The sequence below is a fragment of the Vescimonas coprocola genome, assembly GCF_018408575.1.
Taxonomy (GTDB): Bacteria; Bacillota; Clostridia; order Oscillospirales; family Oscillospiraceae; genus Vescimonas; species Vescimonas coprocola.
In genome coordinates this window covers 941,138-967,155 of sequence record NZ_AP023418.1, presented here as the reverse complement: position 1 = coordinate 967,155, position 26,018 = coordinate 941,138, and the positions used below count along the sequence as shown (strand labels likewise).

The 26,018-nt window shown below is 53.2% G+C and carries 27 protein-coding genes and 1 pseudogene; 17 read left to right on the top strand and 11 right to left on the bottom strand.

Annotated features, from left to right (window positions below; all coding sequences use genetic code 11):
• The first annotated feature begins 378 nt into the window (after positions 1–378).
• Positions 379–936, top strand: coding sequence for a phosphoribosyltransferase family protein (locus tag KJS28_RS04825; RefSeq protein WP_213541947.1), 558 nt, complete (start codon positions 379–381; stop codon positions 934–936).
• A gap of 119 nt (positions 937–1,055) precedes the next feature.
• Here KJS28_RS04825 and ade read toward each other — a convergent pair whose 3' ends face one another.
• Complete coding sequence (ade, locus tag KJS28_RS04820) at positions 1,056–2,783, bottom strand: adenine deaminase (RefSeq protein ID WP_213541946.1); 1,728 nt, start codon at positions 2,781–2,783, stop codon at positions 1,056–1,058.
• Positions 2,784–2,972: 189 nt separating this feature from the next.
• On the opposite strand from ade, the gene KJS28_RS04815 reads away from it, so the two are divergent.
• On the top strand, positions 2,973–3,296 hold the full coding sequence (locus KJS28_RS04815) for a PadR family transcriptional regulator (RefSeq protein ID WP_213541945.1): 324 nt from the start codon (positions 2,973–2,975) through the stop codon (positions 3,294–3,296).
• A 55-nt stretch (positions 3,297–3,351) separates the two neighbouring features.
• Here KJS28_RS04815 and spoIIP read toward each other — a convergent pair whose 3' ends face one another.
• Entirely contained in the window at positions 3,352–4,482 is a 1,131-nt protein-coding gene (gene spoIIP / locus KJS28_RS04810; protein WP_213541944.1) for a stage II sporulation protein P, read from the bottom strand.
• A 165-nt stretch (positions 4,483–4,647) separates the two neighbouring features.
• On the opposite strand from spoIIP, the gene KJS28_RS04805 reads away from it, so the two are divergent.
• Together KJS28_RS04805 and KJS28_RS04800 are read left to right on the top strand one after the other, a co-directional pair.
• The gene (locus KJS28_RS04805) at positions 4,648–5,790 is read left to right on the top strand and encodes a hypothetical protein (protein ID WP_213541943.1); all 1,143 of its coding nucleotides are present in this window, start codon (positions 4,648–4,650) and stop codon (positions 5,788–5,790) included.
• Positions 5,791–5,961: 171 nt separating this feature from the next.
• Complete coding sequence (locus KJS28_RS04800; protein ID WP_213541942.1) at positions 5,962–6,117, top strand: hypothetical protein; 156 nt, start codon at positions 5,962–5,964, stop codon at positions 6,115–6,117.
• 9 nt (positions 6,118–6,126) lie between these two features.
• Here the strand turns inward: KJS28_RS04800 and KJS28_RS04795 are convergent, their stop codons facing one another.
• The gene (locus tag KJS28_RS04795) at positions 6,127–6,876 is read right to left on the bottom strand and encodes an EFR1 family ferrodoxin (protein ID WP_213541941.1); all 750 of its coding nucleotides are present in this window, start codon (positions 6,874–6,876) and stop codon (positions 6,127–6,129) included.
• 216 nt (positions 6,877–7,092) lie between these two features.
• On the opposite strand from KJS28_RS04795, the gene KJS28_RS04790 reads away from it, so the two are divergent.
• Positions 7,093–7,503 carry a hypothetical protein gene (locus KJS28_RS04790; RefSeq protein WP_213541940.1) on the top strand — a complete coding sequence of 137 codons (411 nt, stop codon included), beginning with the start codon at positions 7,093–7,095 and terminating at the stop codon, positions 7,501–7,503.
• 37 nt (positions 7,504–7,540) lie between these two features.
• The gene (locus KJS28_RS04785; protein ID WP_213541939.1) at positions 7,541–7,897 is read left to right on the top strand and encodes an arsenate reductase family protein; all 357 of its coding nucleotides are present in this window, start codon (positions 7,541–7,543) and stop codon (positions 7,895–7,897) included.
• A gap of 228 nt (positions 7,898–8,125) precedes the next feature.
• Here KJS28_RS04785 and KJS28_RS04780 read toward each other — a convergent pair.
• The 3 genes and pseudogenes from KJS28_RS04780 to sfsA form a co-directional block, all read right to left on the bottom strand.
• A pseudogene (locus tag KJS28_RS04780) lies at positions 8,126–8,266 on the bottom strand (transposase); the annotation flags it as partial.
• Positions 8,267–8,617: 351 nt separating this feature from the next.
• The gene (locus KJS28_RS04775; RefSeq protein ID WP_213541938.1) at positions 8,618–9,547 is read right to left on the bottom strand and encodes a GNAT family N-acetyltransferase; all 930 of its coding nucleotides are present in this window, start codon (positions 9,545–9,547) and stop codon (positions 8,618–8,620) included.
• A 135-nt stretch (positions 9,548–9,682) separates the two neighbouring features.
• Entirely contained in the window at positions 9,683–10,360 is a 678-nt protein-coding gene (sfsA, locus tag KJS28_RS04770) for a DNA/RNA nuclease SfsA (RefSeq protein WP_324614768.1), read from the bottom strand.
• Between the two features lie 155 nt (positions 10,361–10,515).
• Between sfsA and brnQ the strand changes: the two genes are divergently transcribed.
• The 3 genes from brnQ to KJS28_RS04755 all read left to right on the top strand — a co-directional run bounded on the left by brnQ (position 10,516) and on the right by KJS28_RS04755 (position 12,575).
• Positions 10,516–11,883, top strand: a complete 1,368-nt coding sequence (brnQ, locus tag KJS28_RS04765; protein ID WP_213541936.1) for a branched-chain amino acid transport system II carrier protein — start codon at positions 10,516–10,518, stop codon at positions 11,881–11,883.
• Positions 11,884–12,129: 246 nt separating this feature from the next.
• Positions 12,130–12,357: a relaxase MobL gene (gene mobL, locus KJS28_RS04760; RefSeq protein ID WP_228298443.1), complete on the top strand. Its 228-nt coding sequence runs from the start codon at positions 12,130–12,132 to the stop codon at positions 12,355–12,357.
• 62 nt (positions 12,358–12,419) lie between these two features.
• On the top strand, positions 12,420–12,575 hold the full coding sequence (locus KJS28_RS04755; RefSeq protein WP_213541935.1) for a hypothetical protein: 156 nt from the start codon (positions 12,420–12,422) through the stop codon (positions 12,573–12,575).
• 246 nt (positions 12,576–12,821) lie between these two features.
• Here KJS28_RS04755 and KJS28_RS04750 read toward each other — a convergent pair whose 3' ends face one another.
• The gene (locus KJS28_RS04750) at positions 12,822–13,076 is read right to left on the bottom strand and encodes a hypothetical protein (protein WP_213541934.1); all 255 of its coding nucleotides are present in this window, start codon (positions 13,074–13,076) and stop codon (positions 12,822–12,824) included.
• Positions 13,077–13,788: 712 nt separating this feature from the next.
• Here KJS28_RS04750 and KJS28_RS04745 point away from each other — a divergent pair.
• Positions 13,789–14,835: a Fic family protein gene (locus tag KJS28_RS04745; protein WP_213541933.1), complete on the top strand. Its 1,047-nt coding sequence runs from the start codon at positions 13,789–13,791 to the stop codon at positions 14,833–14,835.
• A gap of 146 nt (positions 14,836–14,981) precedes the next feature.
• Here the strand turns inward: KJS28_RS04745 and KJS28_RS04740 are convergent, their stop codons facing one another.
• Positions 14,982–15,599 (bottom strand): hypothetical protein, encoded by a 618-nt coding sequence (locus tag KJS28_RS04740; RefSeq protein WP_213541932.1) that lies wholly within the window; start codon positions 15,597–15,599, stop codon positions 14,982–14,984.
• A gap of 137 nt (positions 15,600–15,736) precedes the next feature.
• Positions 15,737–16,636: a DNA adenine methylase gene (locus tag KJS28_RS04735; protein ID WP_213541931.1), complete on the bottom strand. Its 900-nt coding sequence runs from the start codon at positions 16,634–16,636 to the stop codon at positions 15,737–15,739.
• A gap of 232 nt (positions 16,637–16,868) precedes the next feature.
• On the opposite strand from KJS28_RS04735, the gene KJS28_RS04730 reads away from it, so the two are divergent.
• Genes KJS28_RS04730 through KJS28_RS04715 form a run of 4 tightly spaced genes read left to right on the top strand, consistent with a single transcriptional unit; the run spans position 16,869 to position 20,754 of the window.
• Positions 16,869–17,090 carry a hypothetical protein gene (locus KJS28_RS04730; protein ID WP_148338135.1) on the top strand — a complete coding sequence of 74 codons (222 nt, stop codon included), beginning with the start codon at positions 16,869–16,871 and terminating at the stop codon, positions 17,088–17,090.
• Positions 17,091–17,103: 13 nt separating this feature from the next.
• Positions 17,104–19,032, top strand: coding sequence for a hypothetical protein (locus KJS28_RS04725; protein WP_213541930.1), 1,929 nt, complete (start codon positions 17,104–17,106; stop codon positions 19,030–19,032).
• On the top strand, positions 19,019–19,948 hold the full coding sequence (locus tag KJS28_RS04720) for a hypothetical protein (RefSeq protein ID WP_148338131.1): 930 nt from the start codon (positions 19,019–19,021) through the stop codon (positions 19,946–19,948). The genes KJS28_RS04725 and KJS28_RS04720 overlap by 14 nt, the downstream gene beginning before the upstream one ends.
• On the top strand, positions 19,945–20,754 hold the full coding sequence (locus KJS28_RS04715) for a DUF6339 family protein (RefSeq protein ID WP_213541929.1): 810 nt from the start codon (positions 19,945–19,947) through the stop codon (positions 20,752–20,754). The genes KJS28_RS04720 and KJS28_RS04715 overlap by 4 nt, the downstream gene beginning before the upstream one ends.
• Positions 20,755–20,926: 172 nt before the next feature.
• Here KJS28_RS04715 and KJS28_RS04710 read toward each other — a convergent pair whose 3' ends face one another.
• Together KJS28_RS04710 and KJS28_RS04705 are read right to left on the bottom strand one after the other, a co-directional pair.
• Entirely contained in the window at positions 20,927–21,796 is an 870-nt protein-coding gene (locus tag KJS28_RS04710) for a hypothetical protein (RefSeq protein ID WP_213541928.1), read from the bottom strand.
• Positions 21,789–24,866, bottom strand: coding sequence for an RNA dependent RNA polymerase (locus KJS28_RS04705; protein WP_228298442.1), 3,078 nt, complete (start codon positions 24,864–24,866; stop codon positions 21,789–21,791). The genes KJS28_RS04710 and KJS28_RS04705 overlap by 8 nt, the downstream gene beginning before the upstream one ends.
• A gap of 128 nt (positions 24,867–24,994) precedes the next feature.
• Between KJS28_RS04705 and KJS28_RS04700 the strand changes: the two genes are divergently transcribed.
• The 3 genes from KJS28_RS04700 to KJS28_RS04690 are packed head-to-tail and all read left to right on the top strand — an operon-like array spanning position 24,995 to position 26,003.
• Positions 24,995–25,204 (top strand): helix-turn-helix domain-containing protein, encoded by a 210-nt coding sequence (locus tag KJS28_RS04700; RefSeq protein WP_213541927.1) that lies wholly within the window; start codon positions 24,995–24,997, stop codon positions 25,202–25,204.
• The gene (locus tag KJS28_RS04695) at positions 25,204–25,644 is read left to right on the top strand and encodes a helix-turn-helix domain-containing protein (RefSeq protein WP_324614767.1); all 441 of its coding nucleotides are present in this window, start codon (positions 25,204–25,206) and stop codon (positions 25,642–25,644) included. The genes KJS28_RS04700 and KJS28_RS04695 overlap by 1 nt, the downstream gene beginning before the upstream one ends.
• Positions 25,641–26,003, top strand: coding sequence for a hypothetical protein (locus KJS28_RS04690; protein ID WP_213541926.1), 363 nt, complete (start codon positions 25,641–25,643; stop codon positions 26,001–26,003). Before KJS28_RS04695 ends, KJS28_RS04690 begins: the two co-directional genes overlap by 4 nt.
• The last annotated feature ends 15 nt before the right edge of the window (positions 26,004–26,018 follow it).

Genomic DNA, 26,018 nt, shown 5'->3' with positions numbered 1-26,018 from the left:
CGTTACTTTCACAGGAAGAATGAACCCTGTTAAGGTCATGATAACACCAATTTCCGGTTCCCGCAAGGGGGTCCGAGGGAAAAGGACGAGCGGGGGTTACTGAAAAATACCGGCGTTTTTTGTGCAAAACGTAAAAATAAGCTGAAAATTTATGAGAGCACAAGAAAAAATATTAGAATGGAGAGAAACAGGTGGGAGCGAAAAGCAGGAACTTTCATAAGCAGAAGTGCAGACGGATATTGACATTTGCCAAATTGCTTATATAATATACTATGGCTTGGCCAGTGCATCCAAGCGGTACTTAAAAACAAAGGCGTGCCGTCCGCCCAAAGGCGGCAGCCGGGGCGTGGCTGCGCCCGGCGGATTGGAGTTTCAAAGATGACCTATTCCATGACCGTGGCGGGCCTGCAGCGGGAACTTCCCATCTGCAAGGTTGCGGATGATCTGTATATCGGTGCATTCATCTGTTTCGGTGATGCGGAGCTGACGGTGGCCTGCGCCCGTGACCTGCTGAAGCTGGTGGAGAATGAGGAGTACGACTACCTCTTCACCGCCGAGGCCAAGAGCATCCCCTTGATTCACGAAATGGCCCGGCAGTCCGGCGCCAAGAAGTACTTCATCGCCCGGAAGGGCCCCAAGGCCTATATGCCCGATCCCATCCATGTGGAGGATCGCTCCATCACCACCGCCGGGGTGCAGAAGCTGTATCTGGGTCGGGACGACGCCGACATGATCCGTGGCAAGCGCATCGTGCTGATGGACGATGTGATCTCCACCGGCGGCAGCCTCCACGCCATGGAGGAGCTGGTGAAGCTGGCCGGCGGCATCGTGGTGGACCGCATCGCCGTGCTGGCCGAGGGCGACGCCCAGCAGCGCAAGGACATCCAGTATCTGGCTCCGCTGCCGGTGTTCAACGCCGACGGTACGGTGAAGTAAGAATAGCCTGTGAAAAGAGGGAGGACGCTGCGGCGTCCTCCCTCTTTTCAAGGGAAAATGTGATACCCCCCGGAGCCGAAGGCTCCGGGGGGTATCACGCTATGGGGAGGATGAGGAGGTCAGATATAACGCTGACTGGAGACATCGAACACACCACGGGTGGTGATCCGCAGAGAAGGGATCACCGGAAGGGCCATGAAGCTCAGGGTCATGAAGGGGTCGATGCCACGGGAGACGCCCAAACCGAAGGCCTCGTCCTTGGCATCCTCCAGAGCGCTGTTCACCATCACCAGACTGTCGTCGGACATGATGCCGGCGATGGACAGCGTCACCTCGCCCAGCACCTGACCGTTCTCCATGACGGTGATGCCGCCACGGTTCTCCACGATGCGGTTGGCGGCGGCGGCCATATCCTCGTCGGTGGCACCCACCACGATGATGTTGTGGCTGTCGTGGCTGATGGAGGTGGCTACGGCGCCACGCTTCAGGCCGTAGCCCTTGATGTAGCCCAAGCCGATGTGGTGGGTGTTCTTATGCCGCTCGATAACGGCGATCTTCAGAATGTCCTGCTCCGGGTCGGCGTGGTCGGCGTAGCCGGCATCCTGAGTGACGATCTCACCGGGGATCATACCGATGACGGCGTGGGGACGGCCGTCGGAGAAGTCCTCCGCCGTCAGGTGGGCCACATGGAAGGTGTCGTGAGCCCGCTTCACCAGATAGGGGTCGATCTCCGGGGCGGGGAAGTCCCGCAACTGACCGTCGTACATGAGGACACCACGTTTATAGACCATCTCGATCTCGAAGTGTTGGAAGTCGTCGATGATGACGAAGTCGCCCAAATAGCCGGGGGCAATGGCACCACGGTTGTTCAGCAGGAAGTACCGAGCGGCGTTGTGGCAGGCGGCCTTCACGGCAACGATGGGGTCGGCCCCCAGGGAGATAGCCTTTTTGACGATGTAGTCGATGTGGCCCTTTTCCAGGAGGTCGTTGGGGTGCTTGTCGTCGGTGCAGAACATACAGCGATCCACGTACTGGCTGGTGAGCAGGGGCATGAGAGCCTCCAGATTCCGGGCGGCCGTACCCTCACGGATCATGATGTACTGGCCAAGACGCAGCTTATTCATGGCGTCCTCCATATCGGAGCACTCGTGGTCGGAGTAGACGCCGGCGGCGATGTAGGCGTTGAGATCCTTGCCGGAAAGGCCCGGCGCATGGCCGTCGATCTTCTTATGGTGGGCCTGAGAGGCCACGATCTTCTCCACCACCTGACCGTCGCCGTTGACCACGCCCACATAGTTCATCATCTCCGCCAGTCCCTGCACACGGGGATGGTCATAGAAGGAGTCGATGGCACGGTAATCCAGATTGGCGCCGGACTCGTCCAGCGGCGTGGCGGGGACGCAGGAGGGCAGCATGAAGCGCACGTCCACCGGCAGGTCCTCCGTGGCCTGCAGCATATACTCGATGCCGTCGGTACCCATGACGTTGGCGATCTCATGGGGGTCGGTGATGACGGTGGTGGTGCCGTGGGGCAGCACCGCCTTGGCAAACTCCGTGGGACTCACCAGAGAGCTCTCCAGATGGATGTGAGCGTCGATGAAGCCGGGCAGCACCAGCTTGCCGGACACGTCCACCTCCACCTTGCCGTGGTATTCGCCCATACCTACAATGAGACCCTCTGCCACGGCGATGTCCCCGTGACACAGCTCATTGGAGAATACGTTGACGTAAGTGGCGTTTTTCAGCACCAGATCCGCCGGAGCCCGGCCCGCCGCCACGTCGATGACGTGGAGCTTCTTGTTGAGCTTACGGTTGATCTTGCCGGCATAGCTTTCCTTGACAGACATAAACGGCTCCTTTCTCCCGCCGGGCGGGATGCTCTGGATGGTATCTCTTTTATTGATTCCTCATATTATCACAGCTTATAAGAGTTGTCCACAAAAATTTTTGTAAATTTTGCATTTTTCTTGACAGAGCCCACAGGAAAGGATACAATATCGATATATGATATCGAATGACGATGTAGGAGGGGAGCTATGACAGGAAAAGCGGGCGCACCGCTGACGGAGGCCATGTTCTACGTGCTGATGGCGCTGCGGCGGGGAGAGGTGTGTGGCACGGAGATCGCCGCATGGACGGAGCGGTGTACGGAGGGGCGGGTCCGTCTGGGGCCGGGGACGCTGTATACCATCTTGGGGCGTTTTCTGGAGGAGGGCTTCATTCAGGAGACGTCGGTGCAGGGACGGCAGCGGAACTATCGGTTGACGGAGAAGGGGCAGCGGGCGTACCGGAATGAACGGCTGCGTCTGCGGTTGTGTCTGGCGGATGCGGAAAGGGAGGATGCGGGGGAGAGACTATGACGGGAAAATTGAACGAACCACACGGGACAGAGCGGTGCTCTGTCCCGTGTGGTTTTCAGCTTTGCAGCGTGTCGGCAAAGCCCTGTGCAAAGAGACGGGCGGCGTAAAGGGCCTCGTCCAGCGAGTTGCCGGCGGCTCCCACCTCCAGCAGCATGGCGCCGGGACTGACGAACTGGTTATAGCGGTAGTTCAGCATCGTAATAGGCCGCATGAGGGTAGGATAGTCGGCGCTGAGGTTCTGCTGAATGGCTATGGCCAGCTTCAGATTCTCCTGCCAGCCGTCGTAAGCGTTGCCCATAATAAAACTCATCTGGGCGGCGTGGGGCTCCTCGGCGCTGACCAGCTTGTACTGGTTGCCGTCGGCGTCGGAGACGGCGTCCCGGTGGACATCCAGCACGAACACCAGAGAGGGGTATTTCTCCATGTAATCCTCCACGGAAGCCAGACTGTGGGGGTAGGCGTCGTTGTAGTCCGGCACGTCGTGAAGGGTGCGGTCGTGGAGGACGGAAATGCCACGCTCCGACAGGGCGGCGGCGATCTCGTCGCCTACCCGCACCACGTTGCAGGCATCGTTGTCGGTGCGGAAGCTGCCGGTGGGGGTGTATTCCTGCCCGGCGGGCATGGTGTAGGCCTCGCTGCCGTGGCTGTGGACGATGAGCACCTGCGGGCCGTCATCGGTGAGCTGGGCGGCAAAGCTGCCGTCGGCGAGAGCATCAGCATCCAGCTCCGTACCGGAGGAGTTTTTCAGATATACGCCGTTGACCACGGTGTACCCCTTGGAGGAGGTAGGAGCGGTGGTTTGGGCGGGGACACCGTTGTCGGCAAAGGTCAGGCCGTCGGTGAGGGAGGGATCTGCGGAGGGGGAGGGCGTATCCGGCGACTCCGGGGCCGCAGGCTCCGGCGGATCTCTGGTCACGCCGGCGGAGAGCAGAGCTGCCACAGTGCTGCGGCCTGCCAGCAGCAGGGGGGACTGGGCCAGCGTCATCACCGTGACGGCGGACAGGGAGTCCAGACCGAAGAAGTCCCCCAGCTCCCAGCGCAGCGCCTGCTGGGGCAGGCGGCTGCCCTGCCGCAGCTGCTGGAGGGCTGCGGCGGCAGAATCGCTCCCGGCGGTGACGGCGGCGGCCCACAGAGTCAGCGCCGCCAGCAGCAGGGACAGGAATCGGCGTATATGGATCTGTTTCATTGGTATCACCTCACAGACAAGCCTATGCGGTGAAGGAGGGAAAGATGCAGGGGAGGGGAGAATATTAGATGTCGTAAGAAACAGGGATTTCTTGCTATTTATAGTTGGATGTAGTATTATAATAAACAGTAGACAGAAGATATACCGGGCGAAAGGATAGATAGAATGAATCGTGCAAATCTGGAACAGATTTTTGGACGCTATGTGAAGCGGTTTCCGGAATTGAATACCGGGGGACATGACGAGGTATATAAATGGGAAATCGCAGCGCAGTTCCGCCCGATGATAGATAGGGCTTTGGCGGCTGATGATACCAGTTTTCCCAAGCGGCTTGTGGATGTGGTGCAGTTGACGGAACAGACCATCGACAATCGCTATGAACTTTCCTTCTATGCGCTGTCGGACTATGCCAAGCGTGAGCCGACGGCGGTGCGTCAAGCGCTTCGTGACTTGCTGGAGCCGGACGGCGGCGACTTGCAGGTAAGAAACCATCGATTTACAGGATTCTTGAATTTTTGCCAGACCATGCATGAAAAATATTATCGGGATCGGTGGCGCTATCAGGCAGGCATCCGGCTTCCCATGATGATAACGGGATTCTACGACCCGGAGCATTATTATCTGTATAAGGCGCTTCAGGCCAAGAGATTCGCTGATTGTGTGGAGTTCTATGACAACTGGGGCAGCGGCACCCAGATGGACTTGCAGGTCTATCACCGGATGTGCGATGAGCTTGTAAAGGCCATCAGGGATTGTCCTGCTTTGCTGGAAACAAACCGGGGCAGGGCAGATTATGCAAGAGGTCCTATCCATCCGGACGAAGCACTGCATCTTCTGGCGTTTGACATCATTTACTGCTGCTCGGTCTACGGCCTGTTTGATGGTATCCATTATACCATGAGGAATGGGCAGGAGAGAAAGGCCTATCTGGCAAAGATAGACGCCGCAAGAGCCGCAGCAGAGGAACGGGCAAAGGCGGAGGAGCAGGTGGCGAGGTTGGAGCACGCAGAGGAGTTCTTTGAAGAAAGACTCTCTGCGGGCAGTCCCATTGCGCACAGAAGCTTTGGTGTTGGGAGGGTCATAGGGCGGCCCGGCAAATATTTGATCGAAGTGGAATTTCCCGAAAAGAGCCGTTCCGTTACGCTGGTATGGCGTGATTGCATCAAATCGGGGATCATTTCCCTCAAAACGGGAGTCGATAAAGGGGAATATGATGAATTGTCGGCCCTGCTGTCCCGTGCCGACAGGATACGGCAGGAAGCTGCCGCTGCTGAGGAAAAGCTTGCAGCTTATGCAGAATACCTATAAGGTGAGGCTGGACGAGGTAAGATTCTTCCCAAATAGTATACCAAAAAGCGCCGCCGGAGATATCTTCCGGTGGCGCTTTCCATGATATGCAAATTTTTTCAAAAGTCTTATTGAAAAAATGAAACGACTGAATATTACACAGTAGTGTAAGGCAAACATACGGAGCGGGACATGAACACACAATATAAAAAGGGTGTGCTGCTGCTGTCCTTTGGCGTGGTGCCGACGGTGTTCGTGCTGCTGATCATCCGGGGCTTCTTCCGGAGGAATCAGGAGCAGTACCGGAAATTTGCCGCTGCGGGAACGTGGCGGGAGGCCATCGCCTGACGGGAGGGCTTACAGGGCCTCGAAGTGATACCGGGGCTTGCCGAGGCTCTTTTTTCCGTACTCGATGGCGGACGTGGGGCAGTAGCAGATACAGGCCATGCAGTGGGTGCAGCCTTTGCCCCAGACGGGCCTGCCGTCCCGGAGGGTGATGCTGTTGGTGGGACAGCGGCGGGCGCACCGGCCGCAGCCGGTGCAGGCCTCCGAAACGGTAAAGGCGCTGGATTTGACGAAGCAGGCATAGAAGATGGGGTTCACCGGCCCGCTCATGAAGCGGTCATAGAGACGATCGTGGGGCGGGGGAAAGGGGCGGCCCTCCCGGACGGCGGCGATAGAACGGTCGATATCCGGCTGGGCCTTGGCCACGATGCGTCGGGCTTCCTCCGCCTGCGGAGCGTCAAACATGGCGATGTAGTTCTCCGGCATGATGATCTGGGCTGTCCCCATGTCCGTCAGGCCCTTGGTCTGACAGAGGGAGCGGTTATACCGGCTGGCGTGGCCGATCTCGCTGCCGCAGGTCATGATGAACCACACCTGCGCTGCGCCGGGGAACTCCGTCTCCAGCAGCCAGTCCCGCACCAGACGGGGGATGCGCCATGCGTAGGTAGGCGTGACGATCACAAGGCGCTCGTCCGTCTCCACGGGGGAGGTGTCGTGGGAGCGGATGCAGTCATTCATGCTCAGCAGCGATTGGTTCAGAGCCTCCGCCATGCGCTGGGCCACATATTTGCTGTTGCCGGTGCCGGAAAAATAGAGGATCATATGAAAACTCCTTCGCAGAATGTTTTTAACATTGTAGCAGTCGGGGGAAGAATGTGCAAGCAAGCGCCTGCACATTTTTTGTTGTCTTTTTGCGGGGGAATCGGTATAATTGAGGGAGGAAAGATAGCCGTATATTGTGATGACAACGTGGTACGGGTGAATGAAAGGGGCAGCCTTGGAACGTGTATCACAGGAAATCAACAGGAGGATGATGGTATGGATCCTTTTCTCGCAAGAACTATGGTTGAGAGCCTTAGCAAAGGAATTAACCCGCTCAGCGGCAGAGTGCTTCCACTGAATGACAGCTGTTCAAATGAGAAGATCCAAGATGCATTGATCGAAATTTTGGATCATTGCACGATCGAATCTAACGAACAGTACCTATTTCGTATTAAGCAAGAAAAGGTGCAGGAAAGAAAGCAGCGTAGGGAAGAGAATAGAAAAAAATATCCACGTTGTATGGAGTTTTGGAGTAAAGAAGAGGAGAGGCAACTTATCCAAATGCATCATAGAGGAGCTAATATCTACATGATTGCAAATGTTTTAAAACGGACGCCGACGGCTATTGAAAATCGCCTAAAGAAAATACAGGAGCGGCCGATTTACAGGAACAAGAAAAGCAGGTAGTAATTCATACGATCTAATGAAACAGGAGGAGAGAACCATGATTTTTGTTTGCTATCCCAAGTGCAGTACCTGCCAGAAGGCGAAGAAGTGGCTGGATGAGCACCACATCAGCTATGAGCTGCGGGACATCAAGGAGGAGAACCCCAGCTATGAGGAGCTGACTGCGTGGCATCAGCGCAGCGGGCTGCCGCTGAAGAGATTTTTCAACACCAGCGGGCTGCTGTATAAGTCCATGGGGCTGAAGGACAAGCTGCCGGGCATGAGCGAGGAGGAGATGTTGCAGCTTCTGGCCACGGATGGGATGCTGGTGAAGCGACCGCTGCTGGTGGGCGGCGATTTCGTTCTGGTGGGCTTCAAGGAGGCCCAGTGGGCGGAGCAGTTGGGGAAGCTGTAACGGCATAACGATTTTTCCGCATGACAGGCGGCGAGGCGCTCCTTGGGATGGACTATGGTGTGGGCGCAGGCGGTGGACGCTGTGGAAGTGCTGCGTTACAATGGGAGAGCATCAGGAAAAGGGAGTGGGCAAGTGCTGAGACAACTCAAATACTTCCAGTTCGTGGTGCGGCTGCGCAGCTGTTCGCAGGCGATAGAGGAGAACTACCTCTCCCAGTCCGCCATCTCCCAGCATCCCCATGCACTTGTCACCAACGATGAGCTTTGCGCCATCCAAGCTGCGTCCACGGAGCCACTGGAAGAAGCTGACCCAGCTGGTCTTGTCCTCTTTCATGCCCTCGGCGGCGCCCAAAACCTCACGAAAGCCGTCCTCATTCAGCTGTATAATTTTCTCGGACATAGTTTGCTGTCTCCTTTCGAATGTTTGTGTGGGAACTTCATTCTGCCAGAGCCTGCAAGCTATGTCTTCTTTTATGCATTTTCCAATTTGCGCAATTTATTGTACATTATCAGGACAAAATATCCGACTAAATCAGCATAAAGGAATTTATAGACCCGTTTACGGGTAGTAAGAATCCAAGGCATAAATAAGACCCCTTAAGGGGTAGCCCGAGAAGGAAATGCGGTCGGCAGACCTTTCGGGCCCCTTAAGGGGCTTCGCCCGTAATAGGCCCTTATAGGGCCTCGTCAAACCTCCGGCTTAGCCGGAGATTTTGATTTTTTACAGCAGGCAGCTCCGGCTCACGCCCAGCGGGACGTTGAAGCCCAGCGCCTGATACATGGCCTCGTCACAAGGGGCGCAGCACACGGTCAGGCTGCCCACGCCCCGTTCACGGCACAGTGCCTGAGCGCTGTGGGTCAGCTGCCGGGCGATGCCCTGTCTCCGGAACACCGGCTCCACGTACAGATCCTCCAGCACCGCTACCGGCCCGCAGCAGAAGGTGGAGAAGTTCTCTGCCACGGAGCACATCCCCACGGCCCGGCAGCCCCGGTATGCCAGCAGGAAGCGGATATGCCCCTGCTCCACGGCGGCCCGCAGCCGCTCTGTGCTCTCCTCCGTCAGCAGCGGCTCTCCGATCTCCGCCAGATAGCCGTTCTCCAGCTTCCGCAGCTGCCAGTCCGCCGGGTCCCTCAGCAGCTCCACGGTGATGGGCAGCGCCTGCTCCGGAGGGCGCAGCATCAGCGGCTCGCCCCACTCGTCCCGGCCATTGGGCCGGAAGCCCAGACGGCTCCAGAATCGGATGCGCCGGGGGTCGGCGGCGTTCAGCTCCCCATACTGCGCTCCCTGATCCGCTGCCCAATCCAGCAGCAGACGGGCGCAGGCGGTGCCTGTCCCGTCGCCCCGGAACTCCGGCAGCACACAGAACTCCATGACGAAGCACTTGCCGTCCTCCGAGGGGTACAGTGCTGTCAGGGCAAAGCCGATATCCCGGCCCTCCCGCCGGAACAGCAGGTAGTAGCAGCGATCTCCCTCCCGGTCATGGATCCGCTGTACGGCGGCTCGGTATTGGCTGTCGTCCAGAAAATATGCCCGGTCCTCCTCCGCCGGGTCGGGGAAAATGTCCCGTGCGTGATAGGCGTGCAGTTCCTGCCAGAAGCGCTCCACCTCCTCCGGGGTCACGGCCTCCCGGATGTGAATGGTCTTGTTCATGATGGTTTCCTCCTAAATAAATTGGGAGGGTCAGGAAACGTACACCCTCCAGATACGTCTCATGTTCATAAAGCATCATCCTTTCCTGATACATTGTATATACACATCGCCGCCGCAGCGGGATGGCATACCCTGTTACAGCTGTACCGGCACCGGAGCGTCCAGTGTCACCGTCTCCGGCGTCACCCGGCAGGTGTAGGCCACGATCTCCACACCCTGGCGTGCCGCCTCCCGCAGGGCCTCGCCAAAGGCGGGGTGGGTAGCGTCATTGGGCGCAAAGTCCAGTACGTCCGCCATCTGGATCACGAAGAAGGCCGTGGCCCGGTGGCCCTCCTCCACGGCCCGCATCAGTTCATGCAGATGCCGGACACCACGCTCCGTGGGGGCGTCCGGGAACAGGCAGTGGCCCTCCCGCTCCAGCGTCACGCCCTTCACCTCCACCAAGTGCAGCCCCTCCGGCCACTCCAGACAGAAGTCCAGCCGGGAATCCCCGTAACGGTACTCCGGGTGGACGGCGATTCCCGGCTCCTGCTGCCGGATCCACTGGGCAAAAATGCGGTTGGGGGCCTGAGCGTCCATGTTGATGAGCCGGTGGCCCTTCTCCACGGCGATGAGGTCCCACGCCGTCCTGCGGGCCGGATTGGTTCCACGCTCCAGATAGACCGTAGCCCCCGGCACCAGCAGCTCCCGGCAGCGGCCTGTGTTCTTCACATGGCACACCACCGTCTCGCCCTCCAGTTCTACATGGGCGATGAACCGGTTGGGCCGCTCCAAAAAGTGCGCCTGCCGCACCTCTCCGTATTGCAAGTGCATCGCCCCCTTTCGTTCCATTATAGCACACAAAGATACGCTTGAAAAGGACATTTTATCTATTCGTCCGTTTATCAGGTACAAATGTCTGTGATTTTTCTTGACGCCCGCCAAAAATTGTGTTATATTGGTACGCAATTAAATTGGGGGAGTGTATTATGAAAACGCAAACCAACCGGCTGACCTTCAGCCAGCAATTCTTCATCGCCACCATGCTGTTCGGCCTGTTCTTCGGGGCAGGAAACCTGATTTTTCCCATTTTTCTGGGCAGTCAGGCCGGACGCAATGTATGGCCCGCCATCGTCGGTCTGCTGATCACCGGCGTAGGTATCCCCCTTCTGGGCGTAGCCGCACAGGGCATCAGCCGCAGCAACGGCCTGCAGGAGATGGCCGGGCGGGTGAGTCCCCGATACAGCATCTTCTTCACCTGCGCTCTGTATCTGACCATCGGTCCCTTCTTCGCCATTCCCCGCTGCGCCTCCACGTCTTTCACCGTGGGCATCGAGCCGCTGCTGGGTGAGAATGTCAACGCCACGGTGCTGCTGGCGGCGTTCTCCTGCGTGTTCTTCGCCGCCGTGCTGTTCTTTTCTCTGCGCCCCGGCAAGATTTTGACGTGGGTGGGAAAGCTGCTGACGCCGCTGTTCCTGCTGGTGCTGGCCATTCTGGTGGTGACGGCCCTGCTGCATCCCACAGACCGCATCGCCGACGTGACGCCGTCGGCGGCCTATGCTGCGGCTCCCTTCTTCGCCGGTTTTCTGGAGGGCTACAACACCATGGATGCTCTGGCCAGTCTGGCCTTCGGTATCGTGGTCATCAACGTCATCCGGGGGCTGGGCGTCACGGAGCCCGGCGCTATCGCCAAAAATACGGTGCTCTCCGGCATTTTCAGCTGCCTGTTCATGGGCGGCATCTATGTGGCCGTCACCATCGTGGGGACCCGGAGCCACTCCCTTACCGTTTCCTGCACCAACGGCGGCGAGGCCTTTGCCGTCATTGCTGAGCACTATCTGGGGCGGGCCGGGCTGGTGGTGCTGGCTCTGACGGTGATCCTGGCGTGTCTCAAGACCTCCATCGGTCTGGTCACCAGCTGTGCCGAAACCTTCACCGCCATGTTCCCCAATGGGCCGAAATACGGTTTCTGGGCCACCTGCTTCAGTATTTTTTCCCTGCTGGTCACCAACATCGGCCTTAACGCCATCATCGCCATCTCTCTGCCGGTGCTGATGTTCCTGTTCCCACTGGCCATCACCCTGATCCTGCTGGCGCTGCTGGGAAATCTGTACGGCCACGATACCGTGGTGTATCGGTGGGTCACGGGCTTCACACTGGTGGCCGCCCTCTTCGATTTCGTGAAGGCGCTGCCCAAGGCCATTACGGAGACCCCTGTTGTCTCCGCTGTCATCGGCTTCGCTGACAGCTACCTGCCCTTCTTCGAGCTGGGGTTGGGCTGGATCTGCCCTGCCGCTGTGGGCCTGTTCGTGGGACTGATCTTCCATCGCACACGCCGAAACCGGACAGCCGCATAAGAAATCGATTTTTTCTAAGTAATAATAGAAGGACAATTTCACCCGGTTGAGGTTGCCCCTGGTTCGGTACGGCACGGTCTCCGCGCCGACGAATCCACATGGCCTTCGACAGAGTATCTATGAGAGCATGGGTACTCTCCGCCATACGGCAATCCGCTCGGAAGGTCCTTCCATCTCTGACCGTGCTCCCGGGAGCACGGTCTCTTTTTATGCTAACACGGAGGAGGCGAAAAAGATAGTTTACCGATGAGGGCAAAGGAGGAATGTGGATCACACAACACACCCGCAAAGATACCGCCCGGTGACTTCCGCTGGTACGCCGCCTTTCACGACGAGGGCGAGCGCCCGCACATCCACATGATGGCCTGGTCCGCAAAGCCGGGACAGGCCTACCTCTCCAAAGAGGGCATCCGTCAGATCAAGTCCAAGCTCACCAACGATATTTTCCGCAACGAAATGCACAGTACCTTCTGAACCACTTGGAGGAAATCCGTCCGCCCGCTGCGATGCTGGCAGTGACCCGGTTGCTCCACCACATGAGTCGGATCTTCCGGGGCAACTCTGCCCCAAAGTCCCGCCCCGGCGGAATCCAGATCGACCGCAAGCGGCTGAAAAAGCTGCAGGAGAAGCGCATGGCCTTGGGGCACAAGCCAGCCGACTATGAGGAGCAGTGGCCTGACATGACCATGTAAGCGGCTCAAAAACTGGGCCGCAAAACAAAGAATAAAATCCTTCTGGGCGAAAGGTAGAAAGGAACTGAATGAGAAAATCCAAATAGAATTCCGTTGATGAACTCCCGCTGATGCTGACCGTGGAGGATACTCGGCAGTAGGCGGCAACTCGAAGCTGTCGGTAGTTCTGTGTGATAGCCGCTTTGGTGTCTATCGTTGCAGGGATAATGCGGACGGTTTTTGGGGGCTGTACGCTTGTCGCTTGCATCATGCTGATTTCTCCTTTTCGATCCTCTGACCGTTTATAAGTACAAGGCTTATCGTGCCGTTTCTTTTCAGTTGGATCTCGCTGACTGCCTGGTCTGTTAAGTCGCTATCATAGGCTGTCAGCGGCGGCACAGTCTTGAATATATCTTTTAGGCTTTGAGCCGTGATTTCTTCCGTGCCAAGGCTCGTGTATTTTTCGCTCACGCAAGTGAGCATTTTTTGCTTTATGGCTTTGGCTAATTCTTTCTGTAGCATATCTGACTTCTCCTTTTTAGGGTAATAAAAAAGGCAGATAGATTTTCGCTTTCTATCTGCCTGTGTATCTGATATTTACTTTTCGGGAGTTCAAGTCTATCCACAAAGGGAAAACGGCGATTTTACATCTGTGTTTTGGTACAGAGAAAAATCGCCGTTTGGGTAGCAAAAAAGCCCGATATATTCGGGCTTTTCGCAGGAGACATCTTTTTTGTCTCCACATTATGGTCCGAGTGGGGCGACTCGAACGCCCGGTCTCTTGATCCCAAACTTATTGGGAATACTTTTTTCACTTGTTTATAGCGGTTTTTAGCCGTTTCCTGTTTGTTTTGCTTACTCTTTGACGCTCTTATCTCCGCTGTTTCCGGGTGTTCCAGCGCCGTATGTGGTAATCTATGTGGTCAAAAACGCTTCCCGCCCGGTTTTCGGTGAACATTCACCGGTGCCGGATGGGAAGCGTTTCACATTTCAGACCGTCTGCATTGTAACTCCGCGGAGGGTGTTATGCAAGTTGTTTCTGCGTGGGTGGCAGCTCAGCAGCTGCGGCGCTATAGACAAAGAATAGGCGGGAAGATAGGCAGAGGTACTTTTCTTGCTCTCTGAGTATAAATCCCTTAATACAGACATAATAGTAAGGGATTTATGGCACAGCCCATTGACTATTCCCTTATTTTATATTATTATTTAAGGGAAAACGAATGGAGGTGGGGGGATGAGAACCTTCAATTACTCCGCAATCAAGGAACAGAAGTGGGACTCGGATGTTCTTGGCCTGATTGCAGCTATATACAAGGAAGCTGGAAAGCAAGAATTGTATTTGAAGCAGCGTCCGGAGGAACTCGAAAAACTCGTGGAAATTGCCAAGATACAGAGCACCGAGGCATCGAATGCCATCGAGGGCATCGTCACCACGAGTACCCGAATCCGGCAGCTCGTCGAGGAGAAAACCACGCCGAGGAACCGAGATGAGCAGGAGATCGCTGGATACCGCGATGTGCTGAGTATCATTCATGAGAGCTTTGACGCGATTCCAATTACGCAGAACTACATCCTTCAGCTTCACAAAATCCTGTACAGCCACATGAATAACCCGCTTGCGGGCCGCACAAAAAGCGTGCAGAATTATATCACTGCCACCTATCCGGACGGTCATGTGGAAACGCTGTTCACGCCGCTTACCCCTTATGAAACGCCGGAAGCGCTGGACAGAATCTGCGAGGAATACAACCGCGTAATCGGGAATATGGAACTGGAGCCGTTAATTGCAATTCCGGTTTTCATCCATGACTTCCTGTGCATCCACCCATTCAATGACGGGAACGGGAGAATGAGCCGCTTGCTCACGACGCTGCTTCTGTACCGAAACGGCTTTTATGTCGGCAAGTATATCTCCTTGGAAGCCAAAATCGCCAAAAACAAGGATTTGTACTATGATGCGCTTGCACAGGCGCAAACCGGCTGGCACGAAGGCACAGAGGATGTAGTGCCTTTCATCAAGTATCTGCTCGGGACAATTCTTGCGGCGTATAAGGACTTTGAGGATCGCATGGCGTTTGTGGAAACCAAGCTGCCCGCACTGGAAATGGTGCGCAGAGCAAGCAAGAATAGAATCGGGCGGTTTAATAAGCAGGACATCCGGGAGCTCTGCCCGACGCTCAGCGACAGTTCCATTGAGGGTGCTCTGCGGAAGTTAGTCGCCGTTGGTGAACTGAAAAAAGAAGGAAAAGGTAAAAACACCTGCTATTTCAGACTGAATTAAATTTCCGTCAATTAGAGGGCCGCACCTGTTCATACGAGCAGGTGCGGCCCTTTTAGTCGCTTTATAGTAGTTGGCGCACAGTTTAAGGGTTGAGCCGCTATAAACAAGGAATACACCAAAGTCTCCTGCCGGAACACACACTTGCCTTACCCGAAGAAATACTGCTTCATATCTGAGACACCGCCATCCTTATCGCAGAACCATTCATAATTAGAGAGACAATTTCGGCAGTGAGCAATCACATCGAAGCCGCCGGGTGAATGCCAGTTGTCGGTAATGCTCATGATCTCCAATGGTTTTCCGCAGGTTGGACATAGTCTGATTTTCCTTGCCTTACGAGTGGCACGTGCTCCCTGCTCTGTTTTAAGTGCATCTAAAAGACTTTGCCAAAGATTCGGATTCGGCTCATGATCTGCGTAGTATTCAAGGTGCCGACTGATATCATCGGCAGCCAGTACGAGAAACTTATCATCCAGAAGCTGAATGTGACGTTTGATATAATCGGAAACCACCACGGGCATGCATGTGTTTCTGCCCATCGCATACCGTATTGCCGACAGCAGGATTAAGCGAAATTCGGAATCGCAGATCGGAGAGAGCAGGTCCTGAGGGAACAGCAGAAACTCCTTGCCATTATTCATGCATACGCGCAGCGGCCGCTGTTCCTCCGTTACCAGATTCAGTAGGCTGTTAGCTTGATCCTTCAGTTCGTCAATGGTGATCGATTCGTAGTTCTGAAATGAGTTTACTTCATAATTCATCATTTGACCTCCAATCAGTTTGACCTCGCAATGATGTGTTGGCATTGTAGCTCTGACTGCCCGGAGGTTCAATCATTTCTTTCGGGGCTTGAAACAAAATTTAATAGGATCGGAATTCGTGTGACATTATCACCATGTGTTTAATAGTTTTTTATTAGGAGTTCCGTAATGTAGCCACGAAGATCTGCATTTCTGTTGATTCTTCTTTTTGCCTGTATGCGTTGAACATCATAGTCAATATACAAATCCTCAAAAAAGTCATCTTCAGGATCGACATTTTTGGGGTCGGAGTTGCTCAAAATAATATAAGCACCACTCGCATTTATTTCTTCAATAAATCCAGCAAGCGCACGTTGACAACTATCGTCAAATTCTGTCTCGGTATATGAAATAAAACTATCTCGCCCTTTTAAGGGACGATACGGGGGATCAAGGTATACAAGAGTATGTTTGTCGATAAATGATTTCGATGCGGAATAGTCACCACATACAATTTGAACATTTTTCAACGCCGCAGAAACAGCATAAATATTTTCTACATTGCAAATTAACGGATTAGCTTGATCGCCCTTAGGAACATTAAAAAGACCGTTTCTATTTGCGCGGTATAAGCCGTTAAAACAAGTCCGATTTAAGAAAATGAACAGTGCAGCACTTTTGACGCCGGCCTTGCTTTCTCCATTAATGATCAGCTCATTGAATTCGTCGCGCTTATTATAATAATACTGTTTGCGACATTCATCCCCACAGGCTAAGTATTCGGTTTGATAATTAGTCAATATAGCAATCAATTCATCCGCCTGATCGCGAACAACAAGATACATATTGATCAGCTCTGCATTTACATCGCTAATATATACCTCATCAAGCTCATATTTTGACAATATATCAAAGAGCACAGCACCACCGCCAACAAATGGTTCTGCATAACGCCGAATAGTTTTACCAAAGCCATCAGGATAAACATGAGAAATCTCGGCTAAAAGCTGGGTTTTACCTCCGGCCCATTTTAATATGGGTTTTAGATTTCTTTGCTGCAAATGTGTCACCTCCTAACTTGTCAGAATTGAATACAACCTAAAAATTTATTTTACCATACCATCGGTCAAATGGGAATAGCTTTTGGCGATATTTCTTCCTAACGCAACACAGATTATTTCTATCATCCTCTACTCGGTCGGAAATATATAAAAAATATTATAAAAATATTTTGAAAATACTTGACGGCGATTTTCTAAAATGATATCATACAGAAAAAGGAGGTGTCGAATTATGGCTGTAGATAAAAAAGCAAATTTTATTCGTATCGCAGAAGCGAGAACGAACAAAATCATTGAAAGCATTACACTGCTGGGCAATCTATCAAACACTTCTTACTATGAATATACGCCAGATCAAATAGAGGCTATGTTTTCGGCAATCCAAGAGGAATTGGATACCCAAAAAAAACGCTTCGCAGATAGTGGACCTAAAAAGAAAAAATTTAGACTCTAAGGAGGGGCTAAAGATGACTACCCAAAAGTGGAGATTTCCTGATAATAACTACACAAGCGAAAATGGTTTGGACACCAGCGATATGGAAATGTTTAAAAAGGATCCGGTTTCGTCTTTAGCAAGGGAAATTTGCCAAAACTCCATTGATGCTGCTTTCGGCGAAAAACCCGTTCGTGTTGAATTCAGCTTGTTCCAGGTGGCAAGAGGGGAAGTCCCTGGTGTTGATGATTTGGCAGCACAAATTGATGCCTGTTACAAGTATAAGAAAGACTCTCCAAAAGAGGAACCTACCCTCAGAGAACTGAAGAAAAGCATTAGCCGTGATACAATAACCTGCTTACGTGTTAGTGATTTTAATACATCAGGCATTTTTGGCGTAAAAGTCAATAAAAGTGGCGTTCCTTTTTATGACCTTACAAAAGGCTCTGGTGTAAGTAACAAAGGTGGTAGCAGTGGTGGTTCAAAAGGCATCGGCAAATTTGCATCATTTGTTGTCAGTACAACAAATACTGTCTTTTATTCTACAAAAGCCAATGATGGAACATCTGGTTTCATCGGTATCAGCAAATTGCGTTCTGCCCCGATCCCAGGGAAAGATGAGAACCTGTTAACGCTCGGTGTTGGCTACTATGCTGAAACCGAGAAGAATCTACCTATTTTGCGCGAACTGCATCTTGATAAAGGGTTTGTGAGAAGTGAAAACCAATATGGTACCGATGTCTACATTATTGGTTTTAATAACTTTAAGGGTTGGCAGTATGACATCATTGCCAAGGTACTCGAGAGTTTCATGGTGGCAGTGATGTGTGGCGGACTGGAAGTAATCGTAGATGGCATTGTTGTAAATCAGAATACTGTCAGCAGCATTATCTATGATGAAGTATTCCAAGGTGGTCGCGGCAAAATCGAATACCGTGAAATTCGTGCCCAGTATGAACTGTTGCAGAATGATGAATCTGTCATTGTAAAAGAACTTCCCATTGATGAGAATAACACTGTAACGGTGTATTTAAAGCAATACGGCCAGCAGGACGAAAGTAATGCAACAAAGCATTGTGTCATGGTAAGATATCCCTATATGAAGATTACCTACATAAACCCTGGTGCGTTTCTGCCGTTTTCCGCACTTTGCGTGATTCATGATAATGAACTTAATAAAAAACTTCGTGCAATTGAAAATCCCCAGCATACCGATTGGGAGATTAAGCGTTTGAACGATTTCCCCGATGAAAAACGCGCAACTCGCAAAATAAAAAAAGCTTTAGAAACTGCTGTGAACGATTTTATCAAAGAGATTCTTCGTGCGAGCTCCGGTGAAACCACCGATATCGAGGGTGCAGGAGAGTATCTTCCCTCGCAGGATGAGGTTGGCAACGTGTCCGGCAGTACCATCTCAACTGAGCAAGTATTGATTAAACCCATGAAGATAGTTAAGCCTCAGACACCCAAAACAGCAAAAGCGGGTGAAGCTGGTGAAACGTATGAGTTTGGAGAGGGTGAATTGGTCGAAAACGGTGAATCTGGTAAAAAACCGAGGAAAAAACCCAAGCCGAAGCCTCAGCCCAACCCCAATCCTAAGTCGGAGCCTAAAGACCAGACAGAGGTCGGCCCAGGCAAATCTCCCGTTTTGAAAAAAGTGCCGTTAAGTGGTATGCGCTACCGTACCGTGGTTACAAACAAGGTAACTGGTAAGTACGATTGCATTTTCACATCCCAGTATGATGAGAATGACTGTGAATTTGCTATTCGTCTTTGTGGTGAGGCAGCAGACAAATATCCCGTTGATATTCTCTCCGCATCCATTGATGGTGTAGAATGCACTGTCCAGGACGGTAAAATTGTTGGAATGAAAATAGAAAAAGGTAAAACCTATAAGATTTCTTATTCTGTCAACAGCACAGAGATGTTTGCAAGTGAGGTGATTTTGAGTGCATATCGGTAATAGAATCTTTCCGTATCCTGTTTTGAACAGAAATGAAGCGCTTTCCGACTATGTTGAGGATTCAGTTTTTAAGGTTGAATTTGATGTTGATGAAAGTGGTGCGCCCATTGTGCAAAATGGTGAAGTTGTCTTCAAAAATCTCCACTATACAATCACGGATGCATCTCTTATCTCTTTGCTGGAACAGGGTAAGATGAAAGGTGCTTTCATTGTTGAATGTTCTGCATCTGTGTACAGAAGCCGTTTCGAGATCAGCACCATTCCGTATGACCTCAAGGTTTCTGCTCACGAGATCAACGGCAATGTTGTAGCATCCTGTTATCTGTATGCAGCAGAGGATATTGCTAATTTTAAGAGTACTGGCTTTATCCCAGAATACGCCGGTTATTCCTTTGATATTGATAAGTTCGATATTTTGGCAGTTGATGATGGATTTAAGTTCAAAATCGACCTCGATCCTTCTGAAGATGATAAGGTAGCATCCATTTTCACGGTTGTGAAAAAAGAGGGCGATGGCGATTTGATGTCGTGCGTTTACGATGAGAAGAGAATTGTTGTTCAACTGCCCGCTGCGTACTATGGCTGCTATGATAACATCAAGACCAAGAAAGAGTGCAACAATATCGCATTTGCTATGATCGCAATTCCTTCTTTAGCCTACTGCTTGGAGGATATTTACTCCCAATATGGTAGCCTTGAAGAGATTTTGGATGCCCACTCTTGGTTTAACGCTGTCTGCATTAGTTATAAGCGGAAGACCGGAAACGCTCTTACTTTCGAGGAATTCGAAAATATGAGTAAGCTGGAACTGGCTCAGATGGTTTTGAATAGTGCATCCTGCAACGGTCTCAAGGACTTTAATAATATGCTCCTTGGCGGCATGAACCATCCTGGGGAGGAGGGCGAGGACGAATGAGTAAAATCCACATTAAATATATGACAGATGAAGCCCTGGCAACAGTAAAGGCCAATACAGATGCTATCACGGGAAAACTCATCGAAAATCCGAAAAGTTCCTCATGGCTAAAAGATTTTTTTCCCGGCACACTATGGGTAACTAAGAAGTATGAAATTGAGGAGTTCGCACTTCGAGTTCCTAAGGATGGCAAAGACCGTGAAACGGATATCTACAATTCTATTCTTCTGTATGAACATCTCCGCCATCTTCCACTTTATGTTTTAACGGATGAGCGCTTTTGGTGTTGGATAAATTTTGAAATCGGGTATGAGGTAGCTCTTAAATATATGCCTGTAAAGAAGGGGTCCTCTGTGTTTAAGGATCACTGGTTATTGACTCAGGGAAAACGTCGAGGCTTGTTTTTTGGAGTTCTCTCTCGTTGCTACTTCCGTGTTGCATTGTCCATTGATGAAACACTCGATGATCCTTATGAACTCGCAAAATTTGTTATTGAAAATCCTCTGCGATTCAGAGAATTGACTTGGCGCTCTTTCTCCAGTGAGAAAATGATTGTCATTGGTACCTTAAAAGCAGAAATGCGTGTTATGGGCGAATATCCTCAAGCAGAAGAGAACACCAAGCATTTTGCTGAAATTGCCAAATCGCTATCAAAACTTGGAAGCGTAATGCTTCTTGACTGTATGACAGAAAAAGATATTGAAGAATATGTATATAAAAAGTATAAGCGGATGATTGAAGAAGATCTTGCCAACCGTGGTCTTTTTGACAAACTCAAAGATGCGGTCATCAAGGTATTCAAATAACAGATATGGACACCGGCGATATTCACATGATCTCATCGTGGCCCGATGATGACGAGTAAATCATAGGTAGCAGCTCAGCGGATGCACCGCCATAGACAAGGAAAACACTTTCAAAATCCAGACAGAAAAAGCAGCGGGACAGGCCGTAAAGGCTTGTCCCGCTGTTTGTGTCTTATGGCAGATATTCTTCCATGACCCGATACCGGCTGACGCCGAAAGCGCTGCTCCGCTCCATGATCTCTGGCGGGACCTTGGGCAGATATTTCTTGCTGAAGCTGGTGTCTCCGAAGTAGGCATCAAAGTTTGCCACCGGCAGAACCACCCATTCGCAATCATCCTGCCGGTTGGCGAGATAATAACAGATCAGCGTACAGACAACTTCGGCTGGAATTTCCTTCGGAAGCGCCGCTTTCACTTTCTCTGTCAGCTCGGGTGGCAGCTCCGGTCCCCCTTTGCGCAGCGGGCCAAGCTCCAGCGCATCGGCAAGGACATCATCAAAACGCAGCGTCCAGGCACCCTTGGTTTGGGGCGCGAAAATCGGGATCTGATACTGCATCACCTTGCTTCGCCATGCGGAGGCAAACTTCGAGCGAAGGACCTCCGCATACTTGAGTGAGGTGCTGCGCACCTTTTCCGGGTGCGCCAGCATGAAGTCCGCGATGCGGAGGACATGGCGGAGGAACCAGCCGGTTCCGTCCGCGTCCACCAGCTCCGGGAACTCCGTATGAAGCTCCGAAAAGTCCGTCTGGAATTGCCATTCCTTGTCCGGCGCACGCTTCCCGTCCTCTGGCACACTGCACCAGGCGCAGAGCGCACGGCGGGCGTAGTCGACCCGATCATGCGGATCACCCAAAATGACTGCTCCGTCCTTGCTGTGGAACAGATATCCGCGGGCCAGGATGGTCAAAATCCGAGCCATTCCCTCAAACTCCAGGATCGTGGCAAAGGTGAAACGGCCCAGCCATGCCGTATCGCTCTTCTTGCTGGCGGTATAGGAAACCGTCCCGGTATATGCGCAGAATTCCTTCCATTCGTTAATCATCCCGCACCTCCAGAACATTTTTCTCGATATACTCCGGCAGCAGATCCCACAGCAGGTCGCGTCTGCCGAGAGCCACCACATAGCGCACGGCCAAAGCCGGTCTTACAATCGCGGTCAGCAGCTCCCGGCACTTGGCCGTCACCGCATCACGGTAGCTCCGGGAGGCGGATTTGTCCGCGAAGGCGCTCATCATGGCGGTGAAGGCTTTCGAGTCGCTTTCGCGGAACAGCTGCTTTTTCTCCCTGCCGGTGTTCTCGTCCTCCATATCACAGACAATGTCTCCGAGGATGCGGTAGCTGCCGAAGCGGAAATCGGTCAGCAAATCGTATATGTCTTCAAACTCCGGCAGCCATTCCCGCAGGAAGCGCTCCCGTGCATCCTCGTCCATGAGGTGCCATGCCTGTTCCCGCATGGCCTGCCGCAGGGCAGATACCTTTTCCGGCGGCAGACCGCCGAACAGGGCGTACAACTCGTCGGGATCGTAGTCATCTTCCTGCTCTCTGGCATACAGGATGCGATCCACATCGCTCTTCCGCTTTTTCTCCTTCACCGGAACGCGGCAGGCCCGGATGCGTGAGAGGCAGGCGTCGTGATCCCGCAGCAGCGCATCTACCGCCGCCAGCTTATCGGAATCCAGCTGTTCCCTCCAGTCCGGCTGCTGGGCAGCAAAGGAAAACAATTCTTCGTCCTTGGCGGGCTTTGCCTTGATGCGCGGCGTGTTCTTTTTCAGCTGCTGTGCCAGATACGGCAGGCGCTCCACGTTGGAGTCCACCTCGTCCCAATCCACCTTTTTGAAAAACGCCTTTACCTTGGCCGCATGGGTAGGCTCGTACCAGGCGCGCCGGGTCTCCGCCTCCTCTACCAGCGTCTTATATTTGAGGAAGGCACTGCGCTTGACGGTCTTGTGGGTCAGGTACTCATCCAGATCGGGGCGGATGCCGCTCTTAGCCGAGTCGATCTCCAGCCCGGTAAGGATGGCTAATGTTTCCGTCTCCTCCCGGCAGCGCTCCCGCTCCTCGGCATCGGAGTTTTCGTTGTAGGCGATAATGCTGCGATCCAGCGCAGCATTGCAGATCTGGCCGACGCGGGAGGAGAAGGTGCTGCGAACGGTCTCAAAGCGTGCCTCCCAGTCGTCGGCACTGCGGATCTGGGGCTGGGCCGTAGGGATCATCAGCAGAGGAATGTTCTCTGTGTTGGTGAGGGATTTGTGTTTCTCGTAGCGGTAGAGGTTGTAGTTGCGGCGGACGCAGGCATTCAGGATCGGATCAGATATGGTCTTGATCATATCGCCGTCGTAGTCAGCGCCGCCCAGCCGCTCCGCAGCCAGCATATTGGAATCCACCATCACCACATCCGTCAGGTGCCCGAAATAGTAATGCCGCATCTGCTTTCTCTCTTCCTTCGCGTCGTAGAAGGAAAGCTGTAGCTCCTCGTTGCGGGCAATGTGCGGATTGCGTAGCAGCGTGCAGGCGTCGTCATGGGCATAGGCCGCCTGGGGTGCATAGAAGGAACTCTCCGGGAAGTGGTCGGTCATGACGGTGCTGTAAAACATCCGTTGCCTGCGTTTGCGCGGCGGAACAGTCGGGAGCAGAAATGCCAGAAAGTCCAGAAGATCACCGGAAAGATAACGGTTGTCTCCCGCTACGATCAACCGGCCGACGGCGTACTGCTCCACGATTTTATCGGCTTCATCCTCCAGTCGCTTGGCATAGACCGGTTCGTTGATGAAACGCGGATTCTTTTTCAGCACGGCGGCAAGGATCTGGTCTTTGCCCTGATGCCGTTCCCACCAGCTGATCCGATCCGCTTTCTCCAGAAAGTAGTTCTGCCGAAATTGCGGGTTTGCGCAGAGGTTATAGTACCGTAGCTCCGTCTGCTTGGTGAGCCAATTTCGCTCGTCCGTCTCCGGGCTGTGATCCCAGCCGTCCGGCAGATCGGCGGGGCGGAACTCGTCGCCCTGAATGGAAACGGTGGTCAGAAACTGATAGTTCAGCTCGGTGGTCTGTTCCGGTTTCTCCTTGCTCACATTGGTGATGTACAGCGCATGGCGGTACTTGCGAAACACCGTCCGGTAGTCCTCCCAGTTCATGCCACTGGCAGTGAGCCAGCCGTATCCCTTGAACATGCTCTTGGTGAGGATGACGTCCACATCCCGGACGGAATGCTCCATGCCCCACAGATCGGTGATGGTGTCCGTCCCGCAGAGGGTCAGGAAGTCTTTGAAGTCCACCTCGTGCAGCATACCCTTGACATAGGGCATACGGATCTGGAATGAGGTGTGGACTTTCTTCCCGCACAGCTTCTCGTCCACGACGCGGGCATATTCTTTTGAGATCAGCCCCTCGCCGTCGAAGCAGGTGATTTCGATGTCTTCTTTTTTCTCCACCCGGTGATATTTGCGGGTACTGCTCTGCGTTCCGTCGTCCTCTACGGTGATGACGCTGACATTCCGCTCTGTGCGCGTAGGATTGTCGATGACCACCACCCGGTGGGGCCGGTCAATGCCGATGCCGTCAATGCGGATACCGCCGGACAGCATCAGGCCGTTGTAGGCATAGAGCTTGCTGAGCTGGCAGTCACCGATGGTCATATCCATCATGATGCGGCGGCGCACCGTGTCATAAAAATCCTCCCGGATGAAGGTCAGCCGCGCCTGCCGGCTCATGCTGCCCGAACGCTCAAAGGCAAGATAGCGATGCGGGCCGGAGCCAAAATCAAGGCTCACGCCCTCGGAACGGAACAGGGCCTTCGCTTTTTCCTGCCGGATCCGGTATTTCTTTCTGGCACCGCTCCGGTCGAATATGCCGGAGAAGTCCATATAGAAAATGATGTCCGAGAGGTCAGTCACCAGCTGCCCACCGGGTCTTCCGGTGAAGGCATCGCCGCGCAGCACGCACATAGTCTGATAGAACAATGCGTTATCGTCCTGCTCATGGGGCGCGGAAAGTGATTTGCATTTTTCTGTCTCGGCGGCGCTGAGCTGGAAGGCGTATGCACCCTCCTGCTGCCTTCCGTAGCTGATCACGGCTCTGGCGGACAGTTCGTAGATCCTGTATTTCACCAACGGCATTGGCTCACCTCCTGATGCTTCTATTCTATCATGAGATTCCAAATTTGCAATATAGATACTGCTCCCACTTTTTCAGTGGGAGCTTTTTGCTTGCAGCTCTCAACAAAAAATTATAAAGGAGGAATCCGATGCAAGAATCCACATTTACCAACTATGACCAGCTGCCGCTGTTCCTCAATGCGAACACGGTGGCGCAGGTGCTGGGCGTGTCCATCTCCAGCGCCTATGAGCTCATGCACGAGACGGGCTTCCCCGCGCTGCGGATAGGCAGCCGCATCGTGGTACCCAAAGAAGAGTTCCGCCGGTGGGTAGATGCGCAGACAGGAGGTGATGCCTGATGTTCCGGCGTTGGCCTAAGCGAGATCCGAACAAGTATTACTACCTCGTGCCAAACGAGGTGTTCAACCTCGGTCTCAGCTCGCATGAGATTGCCGTCTACAATTACCTTCTGCGCTGCGAGGATCGCAGAACCTACCAGTGCCATCCCAGCTACCGCACCATCGGAAAGGCGGTGCAGCTGAGCGAAAACACCGTGCGGAAGTATGTGGCCGGTCTGGAGGAGAAGGGGCTTATTCACACCGAGCCCAGTACCATCACCACAAAGGACGGCCGCGTGCGTAACGGAAGTCTCATCTACACCATCCGCCCCATTCAGGAAGCACTGGAGCTGAACTATCAGCGGCAGTTCCTGCGGGCGGAGCGTGACATAGAGCGGACAAAGGCAGAGAAACGGCTGGCCGAGTTGAATCGGCAGAACAAAAAGGAGGAAAGCGCATGATGCAGCAGCTTGCAAACTTTATTGTAGACCATGACCCGATGATGGTTCTCCAGCGCACGCACGACACAGTACGCTACATCCGGTGGGCGTGGAACAAGGATCATGCCGACCTCATTGATGAAGACGGACTTCGCCTGTTTCTCTGCGATGAACATCGCGGCGATCTGACCGAGGAGCAGAAGGTTTTCGCCCGCCGATGCCGCGACGAGATGCGGAGCGTCTATGAGGAAATGTGCGTGCGCTTACTGCAACATGAGATCATGCTGGAGCGTGGCATGGTGCCGGATGTCAGTACCTACCGCAGCGTGTTCTGCACGGAAGGAGGTGATGCGCCATGGATGCTTGACCAAGCGGGATGACTGCCTTTTCCGCAA